Origin of the sequence: Paenibacillus sp. FSL H3-0302, assembly GCF_037982245.1 — a bacterium.
GTDB lineage: Bacteria > Bacillota > Bacilli > Paenibacillales > Paenibacillaceae > Paenibacillus_AQ > Paenibacillus_AQ odorifer.
Map to the genome: position 1 here is coordinate 2,685,249 of NZ_CP150284.1, position 24,334 is coordinate 2,709,582.

The 24,334-nt window shown below is 42.9% G+C and carries 29 protein-coding genes; 24 read left to right on the forward strand and 5 right to left on the reverse strand.

Features of this window, described 5'->3' with window-relative positions; all coding sequences use genetic code 11:
- Window positions 1-3 precede the first annotated feature (3 nt).
- Window positions 4-624: a hypothetical protein gene (locus MHH50_RS11700; RefSeq protein ID WP_076220386.1), complete on the forward strand. Its 621-nt coding sequence runs from the start codon at window positions 4-6 to the stop codon at window positions 622-624.
- Window positions 625-734: 110 nt separating this feature from the next.
- Here MHH50_RS11700 and MHH50_RS11705 read toward each other — a convergent pair whose 3' ends face one another.
- Complete coding sequence (locus MHH50_RS11705; protein WP_076129923.1) at window positions 735-1,352, reverse strand: nitroreductase family protein; 618 nt, start codon at window positions 1,350-1,352, stop codon at window positions 735-737.
- Between the two features lie 245 nt (window positions 1,353-1,597).
- On the opposite strand from MHH50_RS11705, the gene MHH50_RS11710 reads away from it, so the two are divergent.
- The 19 genes from MHH50_RS11710 (at window position 1,598) to MHH50_RS11800 (ending at window position 16,059) form a co-directional block, all read left to right on the forward strand.
- Complete coding sequence (locus MHH50_RS11710; protein WP_340034355.1) at window positions 1,598-2,416, forward strand: DUF2785 domain-containing protein; 819 nt, start codon at window positions 1,598-1,600, stop codon at window positions 2,414-2,416.
- 200 nt (window positions 2,417-2,616) lie between these two features.
- On the forward strand, window positions 2,617-3,060 hold the full coding sequence (locus tag MHH50_RS11715; protein ID WP_036685888.1) for a DUF1641 domain-containing protein: 444 nt from the start codon (window positions 2,617-2,619) through the stop codon (window positions 3,058-3,060).
- 40 nt (window positions 3,061-3,100) lie between these two features.
- A complete protein-coding gene (locus MHH50_RS11720) occupies window positions 3,101-4,279 on the forward strand; it encodes an NAD(P)/FAD-dependent oxidoreductase (RefSeq protein ID WP_036685891.1) in 1,179 nt (392 codons plus the stop codon).
- Between the two features lie 164 nt (window positions 4,280-4,443).
- Window positions 4,444-5,070 (forward strand): SGNH/GDSL hydrolase family protein, encoded by a 627-nt coding sequence (locus MHH50_RS11725; protein WP_340034356.1) that lies wholly within the window; start codon window positions 4,444-4,446, stop codon window positions 5,068-5,070.
- A 168-nt stretch (window positions 5,071-5,238) separates the two neighbouring features.
- The gene (locus MHH50_RS11730; RefSeq protein ID WP_143761996.1) at window positions 5,239-6,225 is read left to right on the forward strand and encodes a hypothetical protein; all 987 of its coding nucleotides are present in this window, start codon (window positions 5,239-5,241) and stop codon (window positions 6,223-6,225) included.
- A 32-nt stretch (window positions 6,226-6,257) separates the two neighbouring features.
- Window positions 6,258-7,004 (forward strand): type I methionyl aminopeptidase, encoded by a 747-nt coding sequence (gene map, locus MHH50_RS11735; protein WP_076218952.1) that lies wholly within the window; start codon window positions 6,258-6,260, stop codon window positions 7,002-7,004.
- A gap of 101 nt (window positions 7,005-7,105) precedes the next feature.
- Entirely contained in the window at window positions 7,106-7,924 is an 819-nt protein-coding gene (locus MHH50_RS11740) for a hypothetical protein (protein WP_340034357.1), read from the forward strand.
- A gap of 468 nt (window positions 7,925-8,392) precedes the next feature.
- Window positions 8,393-8,815: an Rrf2 family transcriptional regulator gene (locus MHH50_RS11745; protein WP_076100677.1), complete on the forward strand. Its 423-nt coding sequence runs from the start codon at window positions 8,393-8,395 to the stop codon at window positions 8,813-8,815.
- Between the two features lie 175 nt (window positions 8,816-8,990).
- A complete protein-coding gene (locus tag MHH50_RS11750) occupies window positions 8,991-9,515 on the forward strand; it encodes a hypothetical protein (RefSeq protein WP_076189801.1) in 525 nt (174 codons plus the stop codon).
- 225 nt (window positions 9,516-9,740) lie between these two features.
- A complete protein-coding gene (locus MHH50_RS11755) occupies window positions 9,741-9,911 on the forward strand; it encodes a hypothetical protein (RefSeq protein WP_340034358.1) in 171 nt (56 codons plus the stop codon).
- Between the two features lie 50 nt (window positions 9,912-9,961).
- Window positions 9,962-10,696 (forward strand): metallophosphoesterase family protein, encoded by a 735-nt coding sequence (locus MHH50_RS11760; RefSeq protein WP_076279843.1) that lies wholly within the window; start codon window positions 9,962-9,964, stop codon window positions 10,694-10,696.
- 81 nt (window positions 10,697-10,777) lie between these two features.
- Window positions 10,778-11,380 (forward strand): GNAT family protein, encoded by a 603-nt coding sequence (locus MHH50_RS11765; RefSeq protein ID WP_051491425.1) that lies wholly within the window; start codon window positions 10,778-10,780, stop codon window positions 11,378-11,380.
- A gap of 5 nt (window positions 11,381-11,385) precedes the next feature.
- The gene (locus MHH50_RS11770; RefSeq protein ID WP_340034359.1) at window positions 11,386-12,144 is read left to right on the forward strand and encodes a peptidase E; all 759 of its coding nucleotides are present in this window, start codon (window positions 11,386-11,388) and stop codon (window positions 12,142-12,144) included.
- Entirely contained in the window at window positions 12,141-12,692 is a 552-nt protein-coding gene (locus MHH50_RS11775; protein WP_340034360.1) for a GNAT family N-acetyltransferase, read from the forward strand. The genes MHH50_RS11770 and MHH50_RS11775 overlap by 4 nt, the downstream gene beginning before the upstream one ends.
- A 36-nt stretch (window positions 12,693-12,728) precedes the next feature.
- Window positions 12,729-13,073, forward strand: a complete 345-nt coding sequence (locus MHH50_RS11780) for a protein tyrosine phosphatase (protein WP_340034610.1) — start codon at window positions 12,729-12,731, stop codon at window positions 13,071-13,073.
- Window positions 13,074-13,141: 68 nt separating this feature from the next.
- Complete coding sequence (locus MHH50_RS11785) at window positions 13,142-13,423, forward strand: N-acetyltransferase (protein WP_340034361.1); 282 nt, start codon at window positions 13,142-13,144, stop codon at window positions 13,421-13,423.
- Window positions 13,424-13,577: 154 nt separating this feature from the next.
- Window positions 13,578-14,444, forward strand: coding sequence for a VOC family protein (locus MHH50_RS11790; RefSeq protein ID WP_076129951.1), 867 nt, complete (start codon window positions 13,578-13,580; stop codon window positions 14,442-14,444).
- 67 nt (window positions 14,445-14,511) lie between these two features.
- Window positions 14,512-15,405 carry a beta-1,6-N-acetylglucosaminyltransferase gene (locus MHH50_RS11795; protein WP_143762450.1) on the forward strand — a complete coding sequence of 298 codons (894 nt, stop codon included), beginning with the start codon at window positions 14,512-14,514 and terminating at the stop codon, window positions 15,403-15,405.
- An 18-nt stretch (window positions 15,406-15,423) separates the two neighbouring features.
- On the forward strand, window positions 15,424-16,059 hold the full coding sequence (locus MHH50_RS11800; protein ID WP_340034362.1) for an NAD(P)-dependent oxidoreductase: 636 nt from the start codon (window positions 15,424-15,426) through the stop codon (window positions 16,057-16,059).
- 77 nt (window positions 16,060-16,136) lie between these two features.
- Here MHH50_RS11800 and MHH50_RS11805 read toward each other — a convergent pair whose 3' ends face one another.
- Entirely contained in the window at window positions 16,137-16,898 is a 762-nt protein-coding gene (locus MHH50_RS11805; protein ID WP_076129953.1) for an MBL fold metallo-hydrolase, read from the reverse strand.
- A gap of 250 nt (window positions 16,899-17,148) precedes the next feature.
- On the opposite strand from MHH50_RS11805, the gene MHH50_RS11810 reads away from it, so the two are divergent.
- The 4 genes from MHH50_RS11810 to MHH50_RS11825 all read left to right on the forward strand — a co-directional run bounded on the left by MHH50_RS11810 (window position 17,149) and on the right by MHH50_RS11825 (window position 21,571).
- Entirely contained in the window at window positions 17,149-19,167 is a 2,019-nt protein-coding gene (locus tag MHH50_RS11810; RefSeq protein WP_076129954.1) for a Na+/H+ antiporter, read from the forward strand.
- Window positions 19,168-19,169: 2 nt separating this feature from the next.
- Entirely contained in the window at window positions 19,170-19,694 is a 525-nt protein-coding gene (locus tag MHH50_RS11815) for a GNAT family N-acetyltransferase (RefSeq protein WP_254847619.1), read from the forward strand.
- Window positions 19,695-19,696: 2 nt separating this feature from the next.
- Window positions 19,697-20,158: a DIP1984 family protein gene (locus MHH50_RS11820; RefSeq protein ID WP_076129955.1), complete on the forward strand. Its 462-nt coding sequence runs from the start codon at window positions 19,697-19,699 to the stop codon at window positions 20,156-20,158.
- Window positions 20,159-20,686: 528 nt separating this feature from the next.
- Entirely contained in the window at window positions 20,687-21,571 is an 885-nt protein-coding gene (locus tag MHH50_RS11825) for a DegV family protein (RefSeq protein ID WP_076129966.1), read from the forward strand.
- A 108-nt stretch (window positions 21,572-21,679) separates the two neighbouring features.
- Here the strand turns inward: MHH50_RS11825 and MHH50_RS11830 are convergent, their stop codons facing one another.
- The 3 genes from MHH50_RS11830 to MHH50_RS11840 all read right to left on the reverse strand — a co-directional run bounded on the left by MHH50_RS11830 (window position 21,680) and on the right by MHH50_RS11840 (window position 24,321).
- Window positions 21,680-22,108, reverse strand: coding sequence for a threonine/serine exporter family protein (locus tag MHH50_RS11830; protein WP_076306227.1), 429 nt, complete (start codon window positions 22,106-22,108; stop codon window positions 21,680-21,682).
- A 28-nt stretch (window positions 22,109-22,136) separates the two neighbouring features.
- Window positions 22,137-22,901, reverse strand: a complete 765-nt coding sequence (locus MHH50_RS11835) for a threonine/serine exporter family protein (protein ID WP_076129956.1) — start codon at window positions 22,899-22,901, stop codon at window positions 22,137-22,139.
- Window positions 22,902-23,058: 157 nt separating this feature from the next.
- Window positions 23,059-24,321 carry a DNA polymerase IV gene (locus MHH50_RS11840; RefSeq protein ID WP_076303466.1) on the reverse strand — a complete coding sequence of 421 codons (1,263 nt, stop codon included), beginning with the start codon at window positions 24,319-24,321 and terminating at the stop codon, window positions 23,059-23,061.
- Window positions 24,322-24,334 lie beyond the last annotated feature (13 nt).

Here is a 24,334-nt window from a genome sequence, read left to right on the forward strand (position 1 = left end):
CATATGAATCTGTTTCGGATGGGATCGAAGCCACTGGGGATTGAGCGGATCAGCACATTTTTGGAGGATAATTATGTGAGTATCGGCTACCCCGGAATAGGGGATCTGGAGAATCTAAGCACAGAGGAACTTCGTGATCGATTGATTGGCACATACCAATATAGTGAGTTGGAGCTTACGCAACATCTGCAAGCCCTTCAGCTATTTGTACATACGATGCAAGATGGAGATTATGTGCTGGTGGCCGATGGAGATTGGGTACATCTCGGGGACCTCGGAGATTATTTTTACAACGAGTTTACTGATAATGTTGACGAGGGTACATGCCATCGGCGTGGTGTGACGTGGTTGAAAAGTGTGCCGATTTCTGAACTAAACACAGGCGTGCGGGAGTTATTTAACCAAAGTGCACCGGTTGTACAATATAAGGGTCCCAAACCAAGTGCTCGCTTGGATCTGTGGATTACAGGTGTTTCTGCTAATGAACAAGAAATGAATAGTCCGCTGGAATTGGATGAGGAGACACTCTCTAAGGCGCTTAATATTTTGAAAGATGCTTTGATTTGTGATGACTCCGAACGACGGGAAAGAGCAGCGATAGCCATTTTACAATATGCGAAGTAGAGCCCCTCTTGTATATCGGGCGTACGGTTCATTATCTTCATGATGAGTTCCAATTAAAAAACGTTCCACCCGCTACTTGCCTCGGATGGAACGTTTTGCTGTATCTATAATCAGATGAATTCAACGAACTCGTTGACTGGCTTACGGTAGCCGCGGGGTCTGATTTTATGTTTTTTGTCTTTGCCGATCGTGATCAGCATAACAGGTACCATATGATCCGGCAGATTTAAGGTGGATTGGATAGCATCAGCATCGAAGCCGATCATCGGGCAGGTATCCCAGCCTTTATCTTTGGCGATCAGCATAAAGTGCATGGCAGAGAGAGAGGCATTACGTATTGCTTCATCTCTTTGAAAAGCATCCTTATCAATGTAAGCATTGTTAATCATCTCTATTTGCTCATCATATTCCTCTTGTGACATCGCTCCTAAAGCTTTAAGCCCGCCATAGATTTCTGGAGCCTGCTGATAAGCATGCTTATCTCCTAGCACTACAATAACTGCTGAAGCAGTATGGATTTTATATTGGCCGTAAGCTGCTTCGCGAATTTCTTCTTTTAAGCTCTCGTTAGATATCACTTTGTAATTTGTATGCTGTAGATTATAGGCCGAGGGTGCCAATCTGGCATAAGAGAACATTTCCTCTAATTCATTCTGAGGGATGATAACCCCTTCCACAAAATTCATAGCGGATCTGCGTGACTGAATCAAGTCTGTAAAAGCGCTCATAAGTATTCCTCCGTTGTGTATGTATTCGGTTGTAAAATATCAACACCTGATATTTGTAAATGAACTAACTAAATGTTACTAACTCAAAATAACACAGCCTAAAAAATTCGTCAATGATAAAATTTATTGAAGTTAATCTTGAATACCCTGTTGTCAAAAAATAGGACATAAATTAGGATATTAGGATATGTAGAAACACAGTGGATGAAAGGGTGGATAAATTGATTAATAGTAGAGAACAATTGATGATAGATTTGCAAAGAATCGAAGAGAATGACTACGAGCTTAGAAGTGGAGAGGACATAAAGGATTATGTGAAGTTGATGCTTGAGCATATAGGAGATCCCGAGCCTGTACTGCGTGATGAATTGATTTATTCCACATTCTACAAATGGATTAATGAGAAACATTGGTTTAATGATGCGGAGCTTCGTGAACTGCTGTGGATACTTCTTGACGAGCAGCATCTTTTTTATCACATTGGGAATAAAGAAGATCTGACGGTGTATACAAGAACATTTTCTGTATTGGTTGTTGCTCTTATTCTCCAGAGGCATAGGGAAATGGCTATATTGGATAGCTCTGAATTTATAAAGGTGAAGCAGGGTTTGATTCGTTATTATGAGGAAGAACGGGACTTAAAAGGTTATATGGAAAAAGAAGGCTGGGCACACGCAGCAGCCCATGGCGCAGACGCCTTGGATGAGCTGGTTTTATGCTCGGAGAGTGATGCCGAGGTGCGGGAAGAGGTTCTGACAGTTATTCAAAAGATGCTTTATAACGATCAATACATATTCAGGGAGGAAGAAGATGAACGGATTGCTACTATTATAGTTACAATCATCGATCATCATTTACTTCCACAGCAGTCTATAACCGATTGGATTCTCAACTTGGCGCAATGTGGCAGTTGGCCTAGAAGCCACAGCCAGTACGTTAATCGAATAAATACAAAGAACTTCCTGCGTTCTCTTTATTTCAGGTTACTTCTAACAGAGAAGAATATGGACATTGTGGAGGTTTTATTGAAAACTGAGAAGAATTTGAATGAATTTGTACATTAATTCACTCAAACGGTTTTAATTAACACTAGTAATTTAAATAATTTATTATAATGTAATAAAAATCACAAATTTTTATGGAAATTCAAAAACTTTGTGACATTTATAACTTGATAAGTGCTATAATAGAAATATGGCGTTAAAAGTTCTTATGTTTTTCATTACTATTAAGCAGCAAAGCTTATTGCAGAGGAGATTTGGATATGTCAGAATCAATCACTCAAACACAACCTGAACAAGAATCACCAAAAGTAGCTGTTAGCAAGGAACAAATGGATGTTCTAGAACAGCTCTTGAAACCAGAAGTCCAGGAATCATTAACAGTCTTGGTGGAACAGCTGCCAAAATTAACTGAGCTTGTTGGCGTGCTTACAAAGTCCTATGACTTTGTGCAAACTGTCGCAGCGGATGATGTTTTGAAAAGTGATACGGTAAGTGCAATTAAAGAACTTGCTGAACCTGTAGTGCATTCCGCGAAGAATATGGCAGCTACAGTGATCGAAGCAAAAGATCGTGCGAATGAAAGTAACGAAGTTATTGGTCTTTTTGGTCTTATGAAGTTGTTGAAAGATCCGCAAGCGCAAAAGCTTTTCCGTTTCGTAAATGCATACCTTCAAGTTGCTGGAGAACGCAGTAAGCAGAAATAATCATTTTCATATCTTATACGTAAGGGACGGAGGAAACATCATGTCTAAACATATTGTCATTCTAGGAGCAGGTTATGGTGGTCTACTAAGCGCCTTAACCGTACGCAAATATCTCAAAAAAGATGAAGCTAAAATTACTGTAGTTAATCAGTATCCTACCCACCAAATCATTACAGAATTGCATCGTCTTGCAGCAGGTAGTGTTGCAGAGGGTGCTGTAGCTATGCCTCTAACTAAGCTTTTCGCAGGGAAAGATATTGACCTGAAAATCGCGAAGGTTAATTCATTTTCTGTGGAGAACAAACAAATTGTTCTTTCTGATGGTGTGACACTTACTTATGATGCGCTTGTTGTAGGTCTTGGCAGCACTACAGCTTATTTTGGCATTCCAGGGCTTGAACAATACAGTATGGTATTGAAATCAGCTGCAGATGCTAACAAAATTCATCAACATATTGAAGATCGTATTCGTGAATATGCGAAATCGAAAAATGAAGCAGATGCAAACATCCTGATCGGTGGCGGCGGCTTAACAGGTGTTGAGCTTGTTGGTGAAATCGCGGATGTATTGCCTACACTTACTAAAAAATATGGCGTTGATCCTAAAGAAATTAAGCTAATGCTCGTTGAAGCAGGTCCTAAAATCCTTCCAGTATTGCCAGATGCATTAATCGAACGTGCTGTAGCAAGCTTGGAAAAACGTGGTGTTCAATTCCTGACAGGTCTTCCTGTTACGAATGTAGAAGGCAATGCGATTGACTTGAAAGACGGTCAAAAAATTATTGCTAACACATTTGTATGGACTGGTGGCGTACAAGGAAATCCACTCATCGGCGAATCCGGTCTTGAAGTTAACCGCGGTCGTGCAACGGTGAATGAATTCTTGCAATCCACTTCCCACAAAGATGTATTCGTTGCTGGTGACAGCGCGGTGGTCTTTGCAGAAGACGGACGTCCTTACCCTCCAACTGCGCAAATCGCTTGGCAAATGGGTGAATTGATCGGATACAATCTGTATGCCTTCTTGAAAAATAAATCGTTTGAAAGCTTTAGCCCAATCAACTCTGGTACACTTGCTAGCTTAGGCCGTAAAGACGGTGTTGCCATCGTTGGTGCAAGTTCTACTCCGTTAAAGGGCTTGCCTGCAACTCTGATGAAGGAAGCAAGTAATATCCGTTACTTGTCCCACATTAAAGGATTGTTCAGCCTAGCTTACTAATATAGCTTAACCCTAAACCCTGCTCAAATCTGAGCGGGGTTTTTGTTATTGTTTTTTTAGTGAAATGTTTGCATTATTGATGTTTCACAGTAGGCTGTATTCATTGTATTTGATATAATAGATTGGGTTATATTAACAGAGGTAGTTAGAGGAGGATTTCATTTATGATATTCCAACAAAACGATGTCATTCTGTTTCAAGGGGACAGCATAACAGACTGGGGGCGTAATCATGAAGACGCTTCATCACTTGGAGTAGGTTATGCAATGATGGTCGCCGCTCGTCTGGGGTATTTATATCCAGAGAAGAATCTTACTTTTATTAACCGTGGTATTGGTGGCAACCGTATTGTTGATTTACAGGGACGTTGGGATAAGGATTGTCTGGATTTGAAGCCGACTTGGGTGTCCATTTATATTGGAATTAATGACACTTGGCGGCATTTTGATTCTGGTGAAGAAACCACTCCCGAGCAGTTTGAAGCTTCATATCGGGACCTGATCGAACGTACTCGGAAATCTTTGGATGCTAAATTAGTGCTTATAGAGCCTTTTGTTTTGCCTGTACCGGAAGATCGTAGAACTTGGCGTCAGGATCTTGATCCTAAAATTCATATTGTCCGCGAGCTGGCACGTGAATATGGGGCGCCGCTGGTTCCGCTAGATGGACTTTTTGCAGCGGCTTCCGTAAAAGCAGAACCGGCTTACTGGGCATATGATGGAGTACATCCTACTCCTGCAGGTCATGCACTTATTGCGGATGCTTGGCTCAAAACGATGGGAGCAATCTAATCAATTGCCATTTTAAGACTAGAACCACGCTTTAATAAGCAGGTTGTAGTCTTTTTTTAATCGCGTGTTCATAAAGTCGTTTTTATATATTTATAGACACTGTTATAATTGGAATATGCTTATGTATTGGAGGCGATTCGCATTAGGCGGTTAATATGGATAGCACCTTTGTTATTGGTCGTAGTGTTAAGCGGATGTAAAAGTGATTTGGGCTTCATCAATGCCAGATGGATCGAAGGCGTGTCGTTGACACCCGTGGCAACGAGTGATCAGAAACAAGCGGATCGTCCTTTGCACTCAGAGAGCTTAACACTAAAGGATTCTGTTTTGATCAAGACGCTTGCGGAGGCTATGAACAAGAGCAAGAAATTTTCTGATGATCTGGATTGGGGTCCGGAATTTGAAATGAAGCTTGTTTATGGGGACGGCTATTCGGAAGATTATTACATAGCGCTTGGAGATCAACTTGGACATGAAGGGATGTTTACTACAGCAGAGAACAGCAGTCAGGGCTACACAATTCCTGTAAAAAACTCTGACCAGTTAAGAAAGCTCATTTATGGAACAATCGATACGGAGAACATTGAACAGGCAGACCCTGTGGAGACTTCTGTCGAGGTAACAGGTCCAGTAACCCTATCACATAATGAACTGTCTCCGGTCACAGGGAGAGCGGGATTTTTAAATCTGCAACTGCTAGAGGGGACATATAGCGAAGATTGGACTACACCGAGTCCGTTAGCGGGAAGAAACTGGAGTGGCCGATTTAGGCTAGTAGTGACTGACGAGCATGGAAAAACACTGAGTAGCTATCCGTTAAATGATCAATTTGCCCAGACCTTTAATGATTTTTTCCAGCTTCAGTTTGAGGATTATAATGGAGATGGTGATCCCGATTTTACGATCGGACAATATGGAACGAGTAACGGTTATTTCTACAAGCTTTTTACACTCAGAAGAAATAACGTGATAGAAGAACTGCCTATTAAACCTGAAAATCAGCTGTTTATCAGCAGTCCTGAGCGGTATTCCATAAAGCTGGATAAAGTTGATGAGCATAGCTTCAAGAGAAGTTACTACGATAACGCAGCAGGCAAACAAGTGGAAGATACTTTTCAGTGGGTAGGGAGTGCATTTCAGAGGCTGGACAAATGATTAATTCATGAAGTGAGAGGAATGTGTGTTGGATGACAAGTGATACGGTACAAGATTTAGAAGGGTTAAAAGCTATTGGAAAAGTGGTGGGCCACACCATCGCTGAGATGAAAAAGAAAGTAACCCCTGGGATGACGACTGCGGAGTTAGATCTTATTGGAGCTGAGATTCTGGAAAGCTTCGGAGCATCCTCAGCCCCGAAGATAACTTATAATTTCCCGGGCAGCACCTGCATCAGTGTGAACGAAGAGGTTGCTCATGGTATTCCGGGTCCGAGAGTGATTAATGCTGGCGATTTGATCAACATTGATGTCTCTGCTGAGCTGAATGGGTATTATGGGGATGCTGGCGTTTCTTTTCAACTGCCGCCCTATAACGATGATATTCTGCGTTTATGCCGGAGTACAGAGGAAACCATGATGAGTGTGATCAATCATCTGCGGGCAGGAATGAAGGTTAACGAGATCGGCAGAATGATGGAACTTGAAGCTCGCAAACGCGGTTATAGAGTGGTGCGTAATCTGTGCAGCCATGGAATTGGCAAATCACTGCATGAGAAACCTTTTGAAATTCTACCCTTCTATAATCCAAGAGTGACCACGGTGCTAAAGGAAGGACAAGTAATTACGATAGAGCCCTTCCTCTCGACTGGAGCGGACTATGTGGAGCAGCAATCGGATGGCTGGACGCTAAGTGTTGTAGATAACGGTCGGGTAGCACAGTTTGAACATACGATTATCGTGACTAAAGGTGAGCCTGTTATTCTGACTAAGGCATAAAGAGTAGTGTGCGAACAGACCTTATTATTTATGGGTTGTGCCCCGCATACGCGATGCAAGGAATTGTTCAAATCTGAAGATAACTATCGGAGGGACCAGAGATGGCTGAGCAAAAGATGATTGAAGTGCCGTTTCAGCAATGGGTAAACGATAAGGAGCTGTGGGTACAGCTTAATGATTTGATGATGCAGGAGAGTAAACTCCCAGGACCACGAGTGAATTTGGAGCTCTCAGACCATTTTGCCAAACAATTCGCTCATCCTAATCTAACAGATACAGGCTGGGAGCTGCTCGTCTCTTGGACTGACATTACTGAAGCTGAAGCTGGGGTGAATGATCCCCGTGAGTTTCTGCCGTTTTGTGCAGTTAGGGCGTTGGGTGCTTATTACAGTTACGCTGGAGAAGAGCAGCAAGTAGTGATTCAAAACATCATCAAGACAGCTATGAATGATTCGCGATGGAGGGTGCGTGAAGCGTCTGCTATGGCGTTGCAAAGTATAGGGGAGGATGATTTCACCCTGCTCAGGCAGCTGATTGACATGTGGGAGAAAGGTGCGAACAGGCTTGAACAACGGGCTTTTGTAGCGGCGTTAGCACATCCTCCTCTTTTAAAAAAGAAAGAAAATACGCTGTATTGTCTTCAGTTGGCTGCCGGAATCATGGAGAGTATAGATGGTGGGGGAGCGCAACATGAGGACGCTGAGCATTTTCGTGTATTATCTAAGGGACTTGAATACAGCTTGAGTGTATTTGTGGCGAATGAGCCTGAAGAAGGCTTTGTTATGCTGGAGAGATTTGCAAAGAGCCGAGATGCCCGAATCCTTAAGATTGTGAAGAGTAATCTTGGCAAATCGCGTCTGAGTAAAAAATATGCTGCCCAGGTGGCTGAGATCCTAAAGGAATTCGATAAGATAAGATAGGAAAAGACACTTAGGATACGAGTGCCATTTGGCAGTTGTATTTAATCATTTTTTTGTTTTTACTTATATTAGAATTAACAATTAAAGAAACAAAGAGAATTAATATAATCAAAGAAAACCACTCTATGGATTGTTCGAATATTAAACTGTACATTATATTAATAAATTCAAAGACAGCTATTATTATTATAAATATGTCCCAACGATCTTTTTTCATTAAAATGCACCAACCTATCTATATTTAATCATTTCAAAAGTATTACTCTATTTACTGTAAAAGTAAATGCAGTTCTTGAATTCTTGATGTTGGATTCAATAATATGTGTCATATTGAGGAATAATCTATATGGAGAATATTGATAGATTTTAAGTTGTTCATATCCTCAAAAGTTTGACAAATGCATGAAATGTAACTATTATAGTTGCATCTGAAGGATGTTTTGCAGCAAGGCAGAAGGAGAGATTTCCATGAATATTAGCACCCGATTTGCGGTAGCCATTCATATATTAACGTTGATTGACAGCAATAAAGAAGGCAAAAGCACGTCGGAGTGGATAGCTGGTAGCGTAAACACAAACCCTGTAGTTATCCGTCGGCTTACGAGTATGCTGCAAAAAGCAGGACTAGTAAATGCCCGCCCCGGAGTCGCAGGCGCTTCGCTTACACGTAGCGCATCCGAGATTACGCTGCTGCAGATTTATAAGGCAGTTAATGCGGTGGAAGAGGACTCGTTGTTTTCTGTCCATGAGCATCCTAATCCCGATTGTCCTGTTGGCAAAAATATAGCCAGTGCAATTGTACCTGTGTTCTCACTCGCCCAAAAAGCGATGGAGAATGTCCTCCAGGAGGTTACATTGGAACAGATTGTGAATGAAATGCCAGAACTATGATTCCTCCATATCACAGCTTAGAAGTAAGGCCAGAACATGTGAAAACGTGATTCTGGTCTTTTTTGGCTTAATTAGGTTTAGGGTCAAAGAAGGGAAGTAAGAGAGAATATAGAATCTGTATTTAGAAGCCGGATTAAAGATAATATACATACATACATTGAGGGAGAGCTAAAGAATGTTAAAGAAATTACTGCCTATACTACTAATTATAGTAATGATTACCGGATGTAATGAATCAAAGGATACCACTAAATACGAGGATACTAATTTTGGAATCACCTTTAACTATCCGGATGATTGGGTTGTAACTGAGAAGTATGGAGCGCCATTATGGTTGATAGTCTCTACGACTGATTATAAACCTGCTGAGGGACTTAAAGGTCCGGGAGTAATGCTCTTTGGATTTAAGCCTAAGGACATGGAGCTTGTCAACAAATGGCTCGAGGATGCCCAAACGAATTACAACAACGGGGCGGAGCTGACAAAAAGTAAAGCTAGTTTAGGCGGGTTAGAGTCCGTAAAGTACGAAACTGAAGTATTCGAAGAGGAAGGGAGTAAAGGAAAAGCTATCTATTACGTTATTGAGGCACCGGAAATGTCATTTATGGTGCAGTTCCCTTATAGTGTGGATGAAGTACATAAAGAAGATATGAAGAGGATAGAGGATATTTTACAATCCATAAAGTTTACAAAAGATTAAGTGTGACTAGAACGAAGTAGCTGGAATGGTGGAATGTACGGTATAAAATGCGGCTGAAATGGGCTGATGTGACTGGAATGATGAAATGTACGGTATAAATGCCTCAGATTTGGCTGAAATCATCCAAAGAAGCAAAAAGAGAAGCAAAAATGCCCTATAAACGAGCAATAGTCGCTGAAAGTGTGAAAAGAAAGGCAAAAATGCCCTATAAACGAGCAACAGTCGATGGATGAACTAAAAGAAAGGCAAAAATGCCCTATAAACGAGCAACAGTCGATGGATGAACTAAAAGAAAGGCAAAAATGCCCTATAAATGAGCAACAGTCGCAGAATGAGCGAAAAGAAAGGCAAAAATGCCCTATAAACGAGCAACAGCCGCTGATGCAGTACAATTAGTTTTAGGATAAGTAACTTTTTTAAAGATCAATATATACGGAGGTTCTACAGTGGAGCAAATTGCAATAATCTCAGACATTCATGGAAATATACCGGCCCTTACGGCCGTTTTAGATGACATCCAGCAGCGGGGAATCAGCAGAGTCTTTTGTTTAGGCGATATTGTTGGAAAAGGACCGAACTCAGACCTAGCCGTTGATATCATAAAAAAGAATTGTGAAATCAGTGTTATGGGGAACTGGGATGATTTAATGAATCAGGATGTTGATTTTGAGATGGCTCGGTGGTGCCGCGGGTTGTTAGGTCAAGAGCGCCTAGCTTATTTAAGCACGTTGCCGTTTTCGATTGAGTTTATGATGAGTGGTAAATTTGTACGGTTATTTCATGCTTCGCCACGAAGCCTGTATGAACGTGTTCAACCTTGGGATGATTATGAAAAGCGATTATCTTTGTTTGATTATTCTGATCTCTGCCAGGAAAAACGACAAGCGGATATCGTAGGTTACGGGGATATTCATAATGCTTTTATTCAACATCTAGAAGGTAAGACCTTATTTAACGTAGGCAGTGTGGGGAATCCGCTTGATCTAACCCAGGCATCTTATGTGATTATGGAGGGAGAATACATGGGAGTGTCAGCAGCTCCTTTGAATATGCAATTTGTAAGAGTGCCTTATGACATCGAGTTAGCTGTTCAACAGGCCGTTGAGGCAGATATGCCAGCTGCAGAGCCTTATATTCGTGAGCTTAGAACCGCGCAGTACAGGGGAAGTGTCCGGGGATAATAAAGGAAAGGATAATAAAGGAAACAAAAAGTCAAACTGCAACCCTGATCCAAGCCATCAAAAAGTAATGGAGGGAACAAATTGAAGCTTAGTCACGTATTTGAGCAATTCCCTACTTTGGAATCCGAGCAATTATTACTGAAAAAGATTGAAGTCAGCAACCTTAATGAGGTATTTGGGATATATAGCAATGATCAAGTGTTTGAGTACTGTGGAATTATTCCGAAACATAATAAAGATACAGTCAAGAATATGATCGGTCATTTCGAACGTGATTTTACCAAAGGGGTAAGAGTGAAATGGGGGATTTTCCTCAAAAATAACCCTTACATATTGCTAGGTATCATCGAAGTTATGGATTTTAATCAAAAGGTGGATATGGTGACGATCGGTTACTTTTTGGCGGAACCTTATTGGGGAAAAGGGATTGCAGCTCAGGCCATTCAGTTAGTGGTGAAATATTTATTTGAGACTGCAGAAGTCAATCGAATTCAAGCTGAGGTTATGCCCTTTAATGAACGATCGAAGCGGGTGCTTTTGAAAAATGGCTTTACGAAAGAAGGCACGTTAAGGCAGGCGCATGTATGGTCAGGTAAAGGTCTGGTGGATCTGGAGATCTACAGCATTTTGGCAGAGGAATATTTTGCAAGCATCGGTAAGCCAAGAGTGAGCAATAGGATGTAATCCTAGTGAAAGAAGGGGAAATCATGGGCACTATCGTAGTGATTGGCGGGGGAGAGTTAATCGAGCTTGAAACGCTGGAAATTGATCGTAAAGTTGTGCAGCTAACTCAAAAGGCTAAGCCGAAGGCGTTATTTATTCCAACAGCCAGTAGTGATGCGACAGGGTATTGTGATACTTTTAGCAAAGTATATGGCGATATTCTTGGATGTGAAACAAGTCACTTATTGCTTGTGAGCCAAACCTACACTCATGATGAGATTACAGATTTAATTACAGCTGCTGATTTGATTTATGTTGGTGGAGGCAATACCCGAAAGATGCTGGAGATTTGGAAAAATACAGGGGTAGATACGCTTTTGAAAGAAGCTTACTCCTCTGGAACCGTATTGGCCGGGCTTAGCGCAGGTTCCATCTGTTGGTTTGAATATGGGCATAGTGACTCTGAGGCGTTCGACGATCAGGGGGAATGGCAGTATATCAAGCTTGAAGCCATGGGGATTCTGCCGGGCATTCATTGTCCGCATTATAATGAGGATATTCGGGTTGAAGATTTTACACGCATGGTTAAAGGTGGAGGTTTGCCTGGAATCGCGGTGGATAACAATTGTGCAATCATCTATAAAGATAAGGAATATAAAGTGATGTCGACCAGAGAAGAAGCTAAGGCCTACCGTGTGATTGACTCCGAGCAAGGTGTTGTCGTAACGGAAATAGAAGAACATCCGAGCTACAGACCACTTCATGAATTGTATGGTGCGTTATGATTATTTTTGAAAAGCAAGAGATCAGACTGAGAACACTTGAGCTAAACGATGCCGCATTACTTGTAAAATGGCTCTCAGATCCCGTTGTACTGGAGTTCTATGAAGGTCGTGATCGCCCGCATGATTTGGAGCTGGTGAAGGAGCATTTTTACAACGAGCAAGCCGAAATTACGCGGTGTATTGTGCAATACAAGGAGCGGGATATAGGTTATCTCCAGTTCTATCTTATAGATGATGAAGAATTAGAAGTGTACGGCTACGTGGGATTCGAAGGTCAAATCTTTGGGATGGACCAGTTTATTGGCGAGCCTGATTTATGGAATCAAGGAATGGGTTCGCGACTCATTAAAGAAACGGTTAATTATCTTATCGAAGCAAAACAGGCTGGAAAAATTGTCATGGACCCGCAAGCCTGGAATAAAAGAGCCCTTAGAGTATACGAAAAGATTGGCTTTGTGAAAAAGAAATACCTTGAACAGCACGAACAACATGAAGGAGAGCTAAGAGATTGTTGGTTGATTGAATACACGAAGCAGGCGAGACAATAAATATCTTTTTAACAATCGGATAAGGAAGGTGCACTTATTAAACTCCTGTTTGTCTGCAGCCAGAATCGCTGGCGGAGTCTAACTGCGGAGAAGATCTTTCAAGGAATTGATGGTCATGAAGCGAGATCAGCAGGGACTGAAGATCATGCCAGAATTAAAATTTCTGAAGGGCATTTGGGTTGGGCGGATGTGATTTTTGTGATGGAGAAGAAACATGTTCGAAGAATTCAAGATAAATTTAGAGACTGTGTAAGGGGCAAAAAAATAATTTGCCTGAACATAGCTGATGACTATAAGTATATGGATGAAGACTTGATCGGCCTTCTGGAATCCAGTGTATCCGAATATTTTCTGGAATGGAGCAACAAAAATGAGGATTAGAACAGAAACTGTGGCAGACTATAATGGAGTATTTCAAGTGAATGTTGAGGCTTTTGGTGATCGGGAAGATGAAGCGCAGTTGGTCGAAAACATTCGTTCAGAAGCAAGGAATCGGCAAGGCGCTGATCCAAGAAGGGTTAGAAAGATGTAGAACGCTCGGATATGAGCTTGTCTTTTTGATCGGGCATCCCGAATATTATCCAAGATTCGGATTTCAACCCGTAGGGCTACATGGGCTGGAGTTGAAACAATTCGCGGTACCGGAGAATGTCTTTATGGTCTGTGAGCTGAAGGAAGGCGTACTGCAGAGGATTAAGGGAGAGTTGAAATACCCGGAAACCTTTTTTTGAATTACTTATTATATGTTCCTGTGAATCATGTTTGGCTGTGCACCAGTCGACATGATTTTTTTATAGGTAATTGACAAACATATAGAAGGTAACTATACTAAAGATAGTTAATTTGTAACTAAAACAGTTACAGCATGATTGGGAGGAATTTATAATGACGACTAAAACAATACTTCAACCAGACACTCAGATCGGTCTGGTGCAGATTAGAGTAAGCAATTTGGAGCGTTCGCTCACCTTTTATCAGAATGTTGTGGGGTTAAGCGTTTTGCGGCAGACTGGCCGCGAAGTTGAAATGACCGCTGACGGTCAGAATGTGTTATTGATTTTGCGGGAGATTGAAAATGCGCGGGTGATCCGTCCTAATTCTGTGGCTGGGTTGTATCATTTTGCTATCCTTGTTCCAGATCGTCCTAGCCTTGGATTGGTTGTGCGCAATTTGATCTCTTCGGGGATTGAAGTGGGGCAGGGGGATCATCTGGTCAGTGAAGCGTTGTATATTCAGGATCCAGATAATAATGGGATTGAAATCTATCGAGATCGTCCTAAGAGTGAATGGAAATATGATGCGGAAGGGCATGTAATGATGTCCACTGATCCAGTGGATGTAGATGGACTATTGGCGGCTTCTGAAGGTTTATCATGGAACGGGCTGCCAGCGGGAACAGTGATTGGGCATGTACACTTTCATGTGGGGAATTTAAATAAGGCGAAAGCCTTCTACGTCGATTTGCTTGGTTTTGAACTAACAGCTAATTATGGAAGTGCTGCTATGTTTATCTCTGCTGGTGGCTATCATCACCATATCGGGCTGAATGTTTGGGCCGGACAGGGCGCACCTGCGGCTCCAGCTGATACTGTAGGGATTGATTATTTTACCTTAATTCTTACGAATGAAGAGGAACGCAACGCTGTGGTGGAGCGAGTTCGGCAGGCTGGTTACGCAGTTACAGAAGTGAATGGAACTCCTACATTCCAAGATCCATGGAACATTGGAATCAGACTTGTTTTAGAGAGATAATTATATATCCATTTTCGTCCATTTATTTTATAATATTGGAAATAGATGGGTGGAAGGGTGAAGTTTGTTGGAAGCATTCAAAATGGCGTATATCATTCTTTGTCATAAGAATCCGGAGCAGATCAATTTGCTAATCGATAGTTTAACTAACGAGTCCGTAGAGTTTTTCCTGCATGTCGATCAGAAAAGTAATATTGAAGCTGACATTATTCATCGTAACGATATTCATTTTGTGGAAAAGCCTATTGATGTGGAGTGGGGGCATTACAGCCAGATTGAATGCATTTTGAAGTGCTTTTCGCTGATCAAAGAACATGGGGATTTCAATTATATTCACATTCTAAGCGGTCAGGATCTGCCTCTGGCTTCAAATGAAGTGATTCTAGATTTCTTTAAGGGGAATGAAGGTAAGGAATTTGTGAAGTATTTGCAGCTGCCTAATGCTGCGGAAACTTGGGGATGTTACGAGCGGGTCTCAGTTTATTATCCTAGATTCCTCATCTCAAGGACCCGGCGTATGACAGCGATCCGAATGAGGTACATTAAACTAATTATGAGCGTTCCGTTTCTGCAAAGAAGATTAAGCGCTCTGCCGAACGGTTTATATAAAGGCTCAAACTGGATGTCTATTACAGGTGGATGTATGGAGTACATCTTGGATTTTACAAAAAGCTCTCCGGAATACGTCAGATTTTTTAGGAACACTTTATGTGGAGATGAAATCTTTTTCCATACGATAATTTTGAATAGTGTTTATAAGATGCATGTGCTGAATGAAATTAAGCGGTATACAGATTGGGAAACAGGACCGGATTATCCTAGAACGCTAACGATTGAAGACTATGATCGGATCACTCAACGGGGCACGGAATGCTTTTGGGGGAGAAAATTTGATCTCGATATCGATAGAACCATCGTTCAGGAGCTCCTTGATATAAATATTAAAGCGAAAACATCGTAAACTCAGGAGGACAATCATATGAAAATCGCAGTTGTTGGAGCAAGTGGAAAAGCTGGAAGCCGAATTACGCAGGAAGCGTTGGATAGAGGTCAAGAAGTTACAGCGATTGTGCGGGATGCATCTAAAGTAACAAATAGTAAAGCGAATGTCGTTGAAAAGGATGTATTTGCACTTACCGCTGAAGATTTGCAGGGGTTCGATGTGGTTGTAAATGCTTTTGGTGCGCCGTTTGGACAAGAACATCTGCATGTGGATGCCGGGAATGTGCTTATTGAAGCGTTGAAGGCTTCGCCCGATACAAGATTGATTGTAGTTGGGGGTGCAGGAAGTCTTTATGTAGATGAAGCCAAAACGCTTAAAGTAGTGGATACGAATGACTTTCCTGACTTTATTAAGCCAACAGCGACGAATCAAGCCAAGAATCTGGAGATTCTGCAAGGGACAGATGCACTCTCTTGGACCTTTGTTAGCCCATCTGCTAATTTTGCCATCGGCACAAGAACGGGTTCTTATGTAAAAGGTAAGGATAATCTTCTGGTGAACTCCAAAGGCGAGAGTTATGTCAGCTACGAAGATTATGCCGTTGCTATTGTCGATGAAATCGAACAGCCGCAGCATATTCGTGAACGGTTTACGGTGGGTTCAGAGTTTTAAGTGATAATGAAGAATAACGATCCTATATAACAAGAGAAGGCAGAGCCGGATTTCAGGCTCTGTCTGTTTTTGTATCATTACAGCTTTCCTTTTCCTTCTGCTAGTTCAGCAATACGTCTGTTTGCATCTCCGCGGTAGCGTCCACCGTGATAACAAATGACCGTATCGATCTCATACTTAGAGAATTTGTTCAGAGAGGACAAAGCCAGCTTCATGTCAGGTGTGGCGGAAGGAGTGGGACCCTGTAGCTCGCCATCCTGAACGGTCAAGGCATCGGCGGCAATAAGTGTACGGCTATCATGATGGTAAAGACTGAGATGCCCTGGGCTATGGCCTGGGGTATGGATCACCGTAATTCCACCGGCAAAAGGTAACTTTTCTCCATCCACAAGCGTTTGATCCACTTTTCCTTTAGGAGGATGGGCTAATACAGAGAGGAAGGCACGCCGCCATTCCTCAGGTACATGAGCTGGGATCATAGCCGCTGCCGCCGCTAAAGCTTCAGGAGTGTGCTTAAGGAGCATTCGCTCTCCTTGAATATAAGGCTGCTCAATTTCATGAGCCAGAACAGTAAGCTCTAGATCTTCATCAGCCAATAGGGCAGGGAGGCAACCAATATGGTCTAAATCCTGATGCGTGATAATAAGGATACGGAGCTTCTCCCAAGGCACATGCGCTTCTTTTAGAGCCTCTTTGAAAGTAGAGAGTAGACCCGGGAATCCGGTATCGACGAGTACGGCGGCATGTTCATCCCAGAGTAGCGTGGGGTAAATCGTGTCTTTTCCACCCATAACCTGCGCTGTAATCTCGAGCATTTCTATTCCTTGAGCAATGTACATTATATCCCTCCGTGATTGATAATAAGAGCGACGCCGTGAGGCTAATGCATATATTACTCAAAACTGAAAATGAAAACAATAGATAAATATTTCATTATAACACAAATAAATATTTATGTCAATATGTATCTGATGGAATTTTTGTGGAATTTGTAGGGGATTTTAATGTTAAGAATCTTTTGCTAGATTTTGCCCTTGCCTAAAGCTTTGCGATATAATAATCAAATATAAAAAAGGGAGTTGATGTGGTTTGGAGACATTTCTAGTTGTACTCGTCCTACTTGGGCTTATCGCAATATCCAACATCATAAACCGATTCATTCCCTTCGTGCCGATACCCTTAATACAAATTGGCTTGGGTGTAGTGGTCGTACTATTGCCTTTGGGAATACATATGTCACTGGAGCCAGAGTTGTTTTTCGTGTTATTTATTGCTCCGCTTTTGTTCAATGACGGAAAGCGAACACCAAGAAATGAGTTATGGAACCTGCGGGCTCCAATCTTAATGCTGGCACTAGGCTTGGTATTTGCTACAGTGCTTATCGCTGGATATTCCATTAACTGGATGATCCCCACCATTCCACTCGCAGCTGCTTTTGCGCTGGCAGCGATTTTATCGCCGACAGATGCTGTGGCGGTAAGCGCAATCGCTGGGAGAGTACATCTTCCCAAGAGTATTCATCGTATTCTAGAGGGCGAATCATTGATGAATGATGCCTCTGGCCTTGTTGCGTTTAACTTCGCTATTGCAGCAGCTGTTACAGGCATATTTTCTTTGCCGAAAGCCTCCATTAGCTTTGTGATTATCGCTTTAGGTGGGCTAATTGTCGGAGCAATACTCGCGTTCCTCCTGATTCGGTTCAGTGTATTTATCCGCAGACTGGGGATGGAGGACATCACAGTACATGTGCTGCTGCAAATCCTGACTCCTTTCATTGTGTATCTGATTAGTGAAGAAATAGGGGTATCCGGCATTTTAGCTGTGGTTGCAGCAGGGATAATTCATGCGGTCGAGAAGGATCGTGCAGTTTCGCCACAGTATAAGCTACAGCTGGTATCCGCCAGCACATGGTCTGTGCTGCTCTACATCTTGAATGGCTTGGTCTTCCTTATTCTCGGATTGTCGATTCCAGATGTTATAGAAGTGATCTACCGGGATACAGCAGTGGACAATCTTATGGTGATTGGTTATGTATTAGCGATAACGTTACTGCTTTTTGTGCTGCGTTTTATATGGGTATATGTATTTTCCCTGGCTGGCGCCGGCCTGCAAAAAATGGAAAAATCGTCTATTAAGTCCATGCTAATCCTGACTATTTCAGGAGTGCGAGGCGCGGTTACTTTAGCCGGTGCCTTTTCGATTCCTTTTGTGTTAGGAGATGGCTCACCTTTTCCTGAACGTGATCTAATTATCTTTATCGCTGCGGGTGTGATTCTGATGTCGCTGCTGATCGCTAGTATCTTTTTACCAATTCTCGCAGGTAAAGAAGAGCCGGTTGCCGAACCAGGGGACACTGAGGTTGAACAGGCGGCCAAATCTAAGGTCGTTGCTGCCGGGATAACGCTGCTTCAAAGTATGATGACGGAGGAGAGCAAGGATTCCGCACAGCCAGCTTTGAGTGAATTCAGAGAAAAGGTTTATAGTCTGAACCGCGAGGATCAAGCAAACGATCCGGCATTTGAGGAACTCCGTCGGCTTGGGGTTGAAGCAAGGATAGTGGGCTTGCATGCTGAACGCAAAGAGCTGACCCGATTGCTTACTAACAATGAGATTCCTGCCTCAGTGGCTCAGAAAATGGAAGAATTCTTGGATCATAGTGAAGTTTTCTTAGCCAGAAGTCTCAACTCTCAAATTAGATTATCCCTTACAGAGATTAGAAGGCTATTTGCGGGGATGTTCTCAGGACAAAACGAACGGGAAGCTAGCCAACAAATGCTGCAACAGGCTGAATGTGCAAGAAAAGCTAAGGTTTCTATGTCCCGCGCAGCAATAGCTGCTGTTAATGCAAGTATGAATGAGAACAACCGAAAAGCAGTAGAGAAGGTTGCATGCAGTTATGAGCAACTAATCTCACGCTTCGAGCAGGGTCAAGGTTGGACAAAGGATGGTCTCGTTGATGATCAAAAGCTTGAATTGAAACTGAAAGCTATTCAGGAGCAACGGGATAAGGTGCAGCAAATGTACCAGGATGGAACTATTAACCGCAAGCTAGCCGGTAAATTACGCAAGTTCGTCGATCATTTGGAAACATCCATTTGGGAGGATTAGCTGTGTTGAACAAAGTAGTGGGAGAAAGTTTGTTATTCACTGAAATTCGCGAAGAGCATCTGTCGGATGTACTCGATATTTATAACTATTACGTGCTGAACACTACGGTTTCTTTTCATACCGAGCCTTTAAGTTTGGACGAAATGCGGCAATCAGTGATGAATGATGATCCGCGGTTCAAATCATACGTTATATTATCCTGGGATAATGTTATTCAGGGCTATGTTCTGATTGCTAGACATAAGAGTAAGCCGGCTTATGATAGCTCTGGGGAGATCAGTGTGTATTTGAAACCTGCTTGTGTGGGTAAAAGAATAGGACAGCATGCCTTACGCTTTATTGAAAAGAGAGCTGCCGAACTGGATTTCCATGTGTTAGTAGCTACCGTTTGCGCAGAGAATGAACGCAGTCGCCAGCTTTTCTCAAAGAATGGATATGAACAATGTGCCTACTTCAAGGAGATTGGCTGTAAATTTGGTCGAAGACTGGATATCGCCAGCTATCAGAAAATCTTAGGGGGAACTTAAAGATGAAACTTGCGGAAGCATTAGTGAACCGAAGTGATCTTACCCGTAAAATCGCGCAGCTAAAGCAGCGGCTCGATCGGGTCGTTAAGGTGCAGGAGGGGGAAGATCCGGCAGAGCAGCCGGAGGCTCTTTTGCATGAGCTAGAAATAGCTGTTAACGAGCAGACGATTTTGATTCGAGCGATTAATCGAACGAATTCATCTGTTGCCTTCAATGAGAATTGGAGTATTGCCGACGCCCTAGCCGAACGGGATAAAATGCTTCAGCTGCGGAAGCTGTTTAGCGATTTGCTTGAGCAAGCTTCGATCACTCAGGATCGGTATAGCCGCTCTGAGGTTCGTTTCCAGAGAACGGTGGATGTCGCTCAGATTCAGAAGCGGATTGATGAACTGTCTAAGTCTTATCGCGAGTTGGATTTTAAAATTCAGGAGAAAAACTGGACGGTAGCCTTAATCACACCGTAAAAAGCTTTATCACAGCAGAAGGTAACTGATCTTTATAAAGGCGAGCGCAACCCGCCAACAGGGAAAGTTGGACAAATTGACAGATGCCGGGCCATATCTGACCAATCATAACTTAGCCCCGTACTGTAACAACTGTAAAGAGTACCTATTAATGTAACTACCAAGCGCTGATTTATGTAAGAACGGTGAGGGTGGGGACGGGGATATTTTTGCTGTGGTTAGGCTTTTACATAACATGAACTGGCTCTATTAGGATAGGTATATTCGTCATAGATAATGTGAAATAATGTCGAATAAAGTTGAAAAAAGATGAATGAAATTTGCATTATCGGCCTGTTTTGCCTATCTTATCGCTCGTTATCTTGTATAATTTACGAATACGCACGAGGACTTCCTAAACCGCTGATCTATTCGTATGTTGATTGTACAGGATGAGAGAGTGATTCATTGGCCGAGAAGGTTTAGTGGCCCTTGTCTCTTCAAACATTCTACTATTCCTTTCATGAAAGAGAGAAGTGACAAGTGACCATGAAATCAATTGCCTGGGTAACCGACAGTACATGTACAATCGATCCTGAATTCGCCAAGAACAACCATGTGTATATTGTTCCTTTACGTCTGATTATTAACAACGAGTGTTATAAAGAAAATATAGATATTACGATCGATGAGTTCTATGAGAAAATGCGTCAGCATGATCAAGTAGGCAGCTCACAGCCGCCAATCGGTGAGTTTATCGAGTTATACGAACGGTTGAAGGAAGAATATGATGAGATTATCGCGGTGCATCTTTCGACAGGGCTTAGCGGAACATACAATGCTTCCATGCAAGGTGCTGAAATAGCAGAAGCTAATGTTATTGGAATTGATTCCAAGGTTGGCGCTTATCCGATTCGGGAAATGATTACGCGAGGTATTCATTGGCACAAGATGGGCTTTACTGGCCTAGAGATTAAAGAAAAGATAGAGAATATCATTCAAAATATGTCCTTCTACTTAATTCCTGCAAGCTTGTCCCAGCTTCACCGTAGTGGGCGTGTTTCTGGTACACAGGTAATTCTTAGTCAATTACTGCGGATAAATTTGCTGCTGCGTTTTGACGAGGGCAAGGTCATTGTTGTGGAAAAAATCCGCACCATGAAGAAGACGAAGCAGGCGCTGTTAGATATCTTTAAACAGGATGCTGGACTTGTTAGCGATGTGTGCATCATGCATTCCAATAATTTAGAAATGGCGCTGAAGCTAGAAGAAGACATCAAAGAGATGGCGCCTGATTTACGTACGGAGATTATGACTTACATTCCTGCCGTGGCTGTTCATGCGGGTGAAGGTACCGTAGGACTTTCTTGGATTAAAAATAACCGGATCAATAGTATTTATTCGGAGGTTGAACCTGTAGCAGTACTTGTGTAGCTAGGACAGTAAACAAAGAAATCGCTTCTTGGAAGAGGGACGGATGATCCTCATTATATCAAGAGACGATTTCTTTTTTTGAATCTATGAGATGACGTTGTAAGAAGGTTATGCTTTGCTTGCACGACGGCGGAACATTTGTCCGATAACTTCACTCAGTACCAGTCCAGCCGCAATTGCGCCAGAGAGCATTAATGCCCGAACAGCGATTTCTACAGCCAGATTATAGTTTTCTTCCACAAATCTACGCATAGCATCGTAAGCAAGGCCACCCGGAACAAGTGGGATAATACCGCCTACACTAAAAATAATAACCGGCATTTTGAAGGATCGGGCAAACAGCTGGCTGACGATGCCCACCACTACAGTAGCCGCAAACGTAGCAACAACAGGCCCGCACTCTACATCAAGGACTACATACACCATCCAGCCTACCATTCCAGCAAAACCACACTGCAGTAGAGCGCGCTTAGGCGCATTAAATAAAATACAGAAGGTTGCCGCGGCGATAAAACTGGTTATAAGTTGCAAAATCATGAAGGGCTAACCTCTTTCACATGGAAAATTAAAATAGTGATAGTACAAGCCCAATGCCTGTACCGATCGCAAAAGCAGTTAGAAAGGCATCTGCTCCTTTGGATATGCCTGAGACCAGATGACCAGCCATCAGATCACGAACGGCATTAGTAATGAGTAGACCGGGTACTAGAGGCATCACGGAGCCGATGATGATTTTGTCCATTTCTTGACCTATGCCCAGCTTTACAGAATAGAAGGCCAGAAGTCCGATCAGGAAGGAAGCAGAGAACTCTGCAAAAAATCTAGTCTGCACAAGACGATGCAGGTAGATAACCGCAGCAAAACCTAACCCGGAAATCGGTAATGCGGGGAGAGCATCCCACAAGCTGCCCTTAAACATAACGGTGAAGCAAGCGCCGGTAAGCGCCGCTGCTATGATTTGCAGCCATACCGGATACGCATGTGCGGCATCATCGACCTCACCTAATCGTGTCCGAGCTTCCTCGGCTGTAATCTGACGCTCGTTCAGACGCCGCGAGATATCATTAACCTCTGAGACTTTCTGCAGATCTGTTGTCCGTTCGGCGATCCGATATAACTTAACGGGCTCCGTTCTATTGGTGGTGAACATAATAACGGTTGGTGTCACATAACTGTGTGCCCCTGGAAAACCGAGAGAAGCAGCCATACGTGTCATTGTATCTTCTACTCTGTAGGTTTCTGCACCGTTTTGCAGCATGATCTTGCCAGCAAGAAGACAGAGATCAACGATTTCATAATAGGTAGTGTTAGTGTTGCTCGTGCTTTCCAACTTCTCCGGTCCTCCCCTGGAATGTTACATATCTATGTGTATATACTTATGATTGTCGCTTCATTGTGTGAAAATAACAACCTCAATATAGCATTATAAACGATATGGGATATATTTTAATATAGTTTCAGAAATAAAATGTATAAAGATGCACTGTTTATTTATAGTGCCCGCCAATCTTTCCGGATCTGTCCTTAAGTTGTCCGGCATCTGTGAACGATGCAGCGCGTCCAATGATCGATTCCCCGTATTTATTCTTCAGCGCATCAGTGGCCCGTTCGAGCTCACGGTAGCGGGGGCGCGACTCAAATAAGGTTAGCTGATATTGGCTTTCGTCAGACAGATTGGACAGGCTTAGATGAATTCGGCGCACAGGCTGACCCTCCCAATGCTGTTTGAAAAGAGCGAGGGCGGCCTCGTATACCAGCTGGGTTGCATTCGTAGGATCGCTCATCGTAGTCTGTCTCGAGAAGCCGCTGGGGTCATCAAAGCTGGCGCCTTGGCAGCCAACAGACACGACTGCACCATGCACCTTTAGTTTGCGGCTGCGCCTGCACACCAGCTCTGAGAGCTCCAAAATGATGGTCTTGATCTCTTGCATTGTATAGTAATCCCGTGGCAGCGTCATTTGGTGCCCGACGCTCTTGGGGGCAACTTCATAGGTAGCGGGACTTACAGGGCTATCGTCGATGCCGTTGGCAATTCGCCAATATAGCTCGGCATCGATATCGCATTTTTTATGGAATTTCTCCCGCATGCGCCATTTCAGCTCGCTTAGCGGCATCTGTGCCAAATGGCCAATCGTTGTGAGGCCCATGCTCTGGAAGTGCGCGGACATGCGGCGGCCTACCATAAACAACTCACTAATGGGCAGCGGCCAAAGTACATCTGGAAGCTCTTCCTGAGTGAGGGTAAATAGACCCTCCGGGTTCTTCTTGGCCCACAGGTCGCAAGCCATTTTGGCGGTAACCTTGGAATAACCTATACCGATACGTGCGCGCACACCTGTATTTCTGCGGATTAAGTCCTGAATGGTCGTAGCGATCTGTCTTGGGCTTCCGAATAAGCTGAGGCTGCCGGTGATATCAATAAACTGCTCATCGATGGAATAAGGTTCTACGAGGTCACTGAATTTGCGTAGAATGTCCGTGATTTGGGAGGAAACATCGATATATTGCTGCATATGTGGTCTGACGACGATTACTTCGGGGCATTTCGCGAGTGCTTCCTTCAAAGTCTCAGCGGTAGTAATGCCAAAAGATTTGGCTAACGGACAAGCGGCAAGTACAATCCCGCTTCGTCTAGCCGGATCTCCGGCGACAATAAGCGGTTTGTTGCTATATTGCGGATTAGAGGCCTTCTCCACGGAGGCGTAAAAGCTCTGACAATCGGATAACAAAATAACACGCTCTTTATTCATAGATTCACACTCT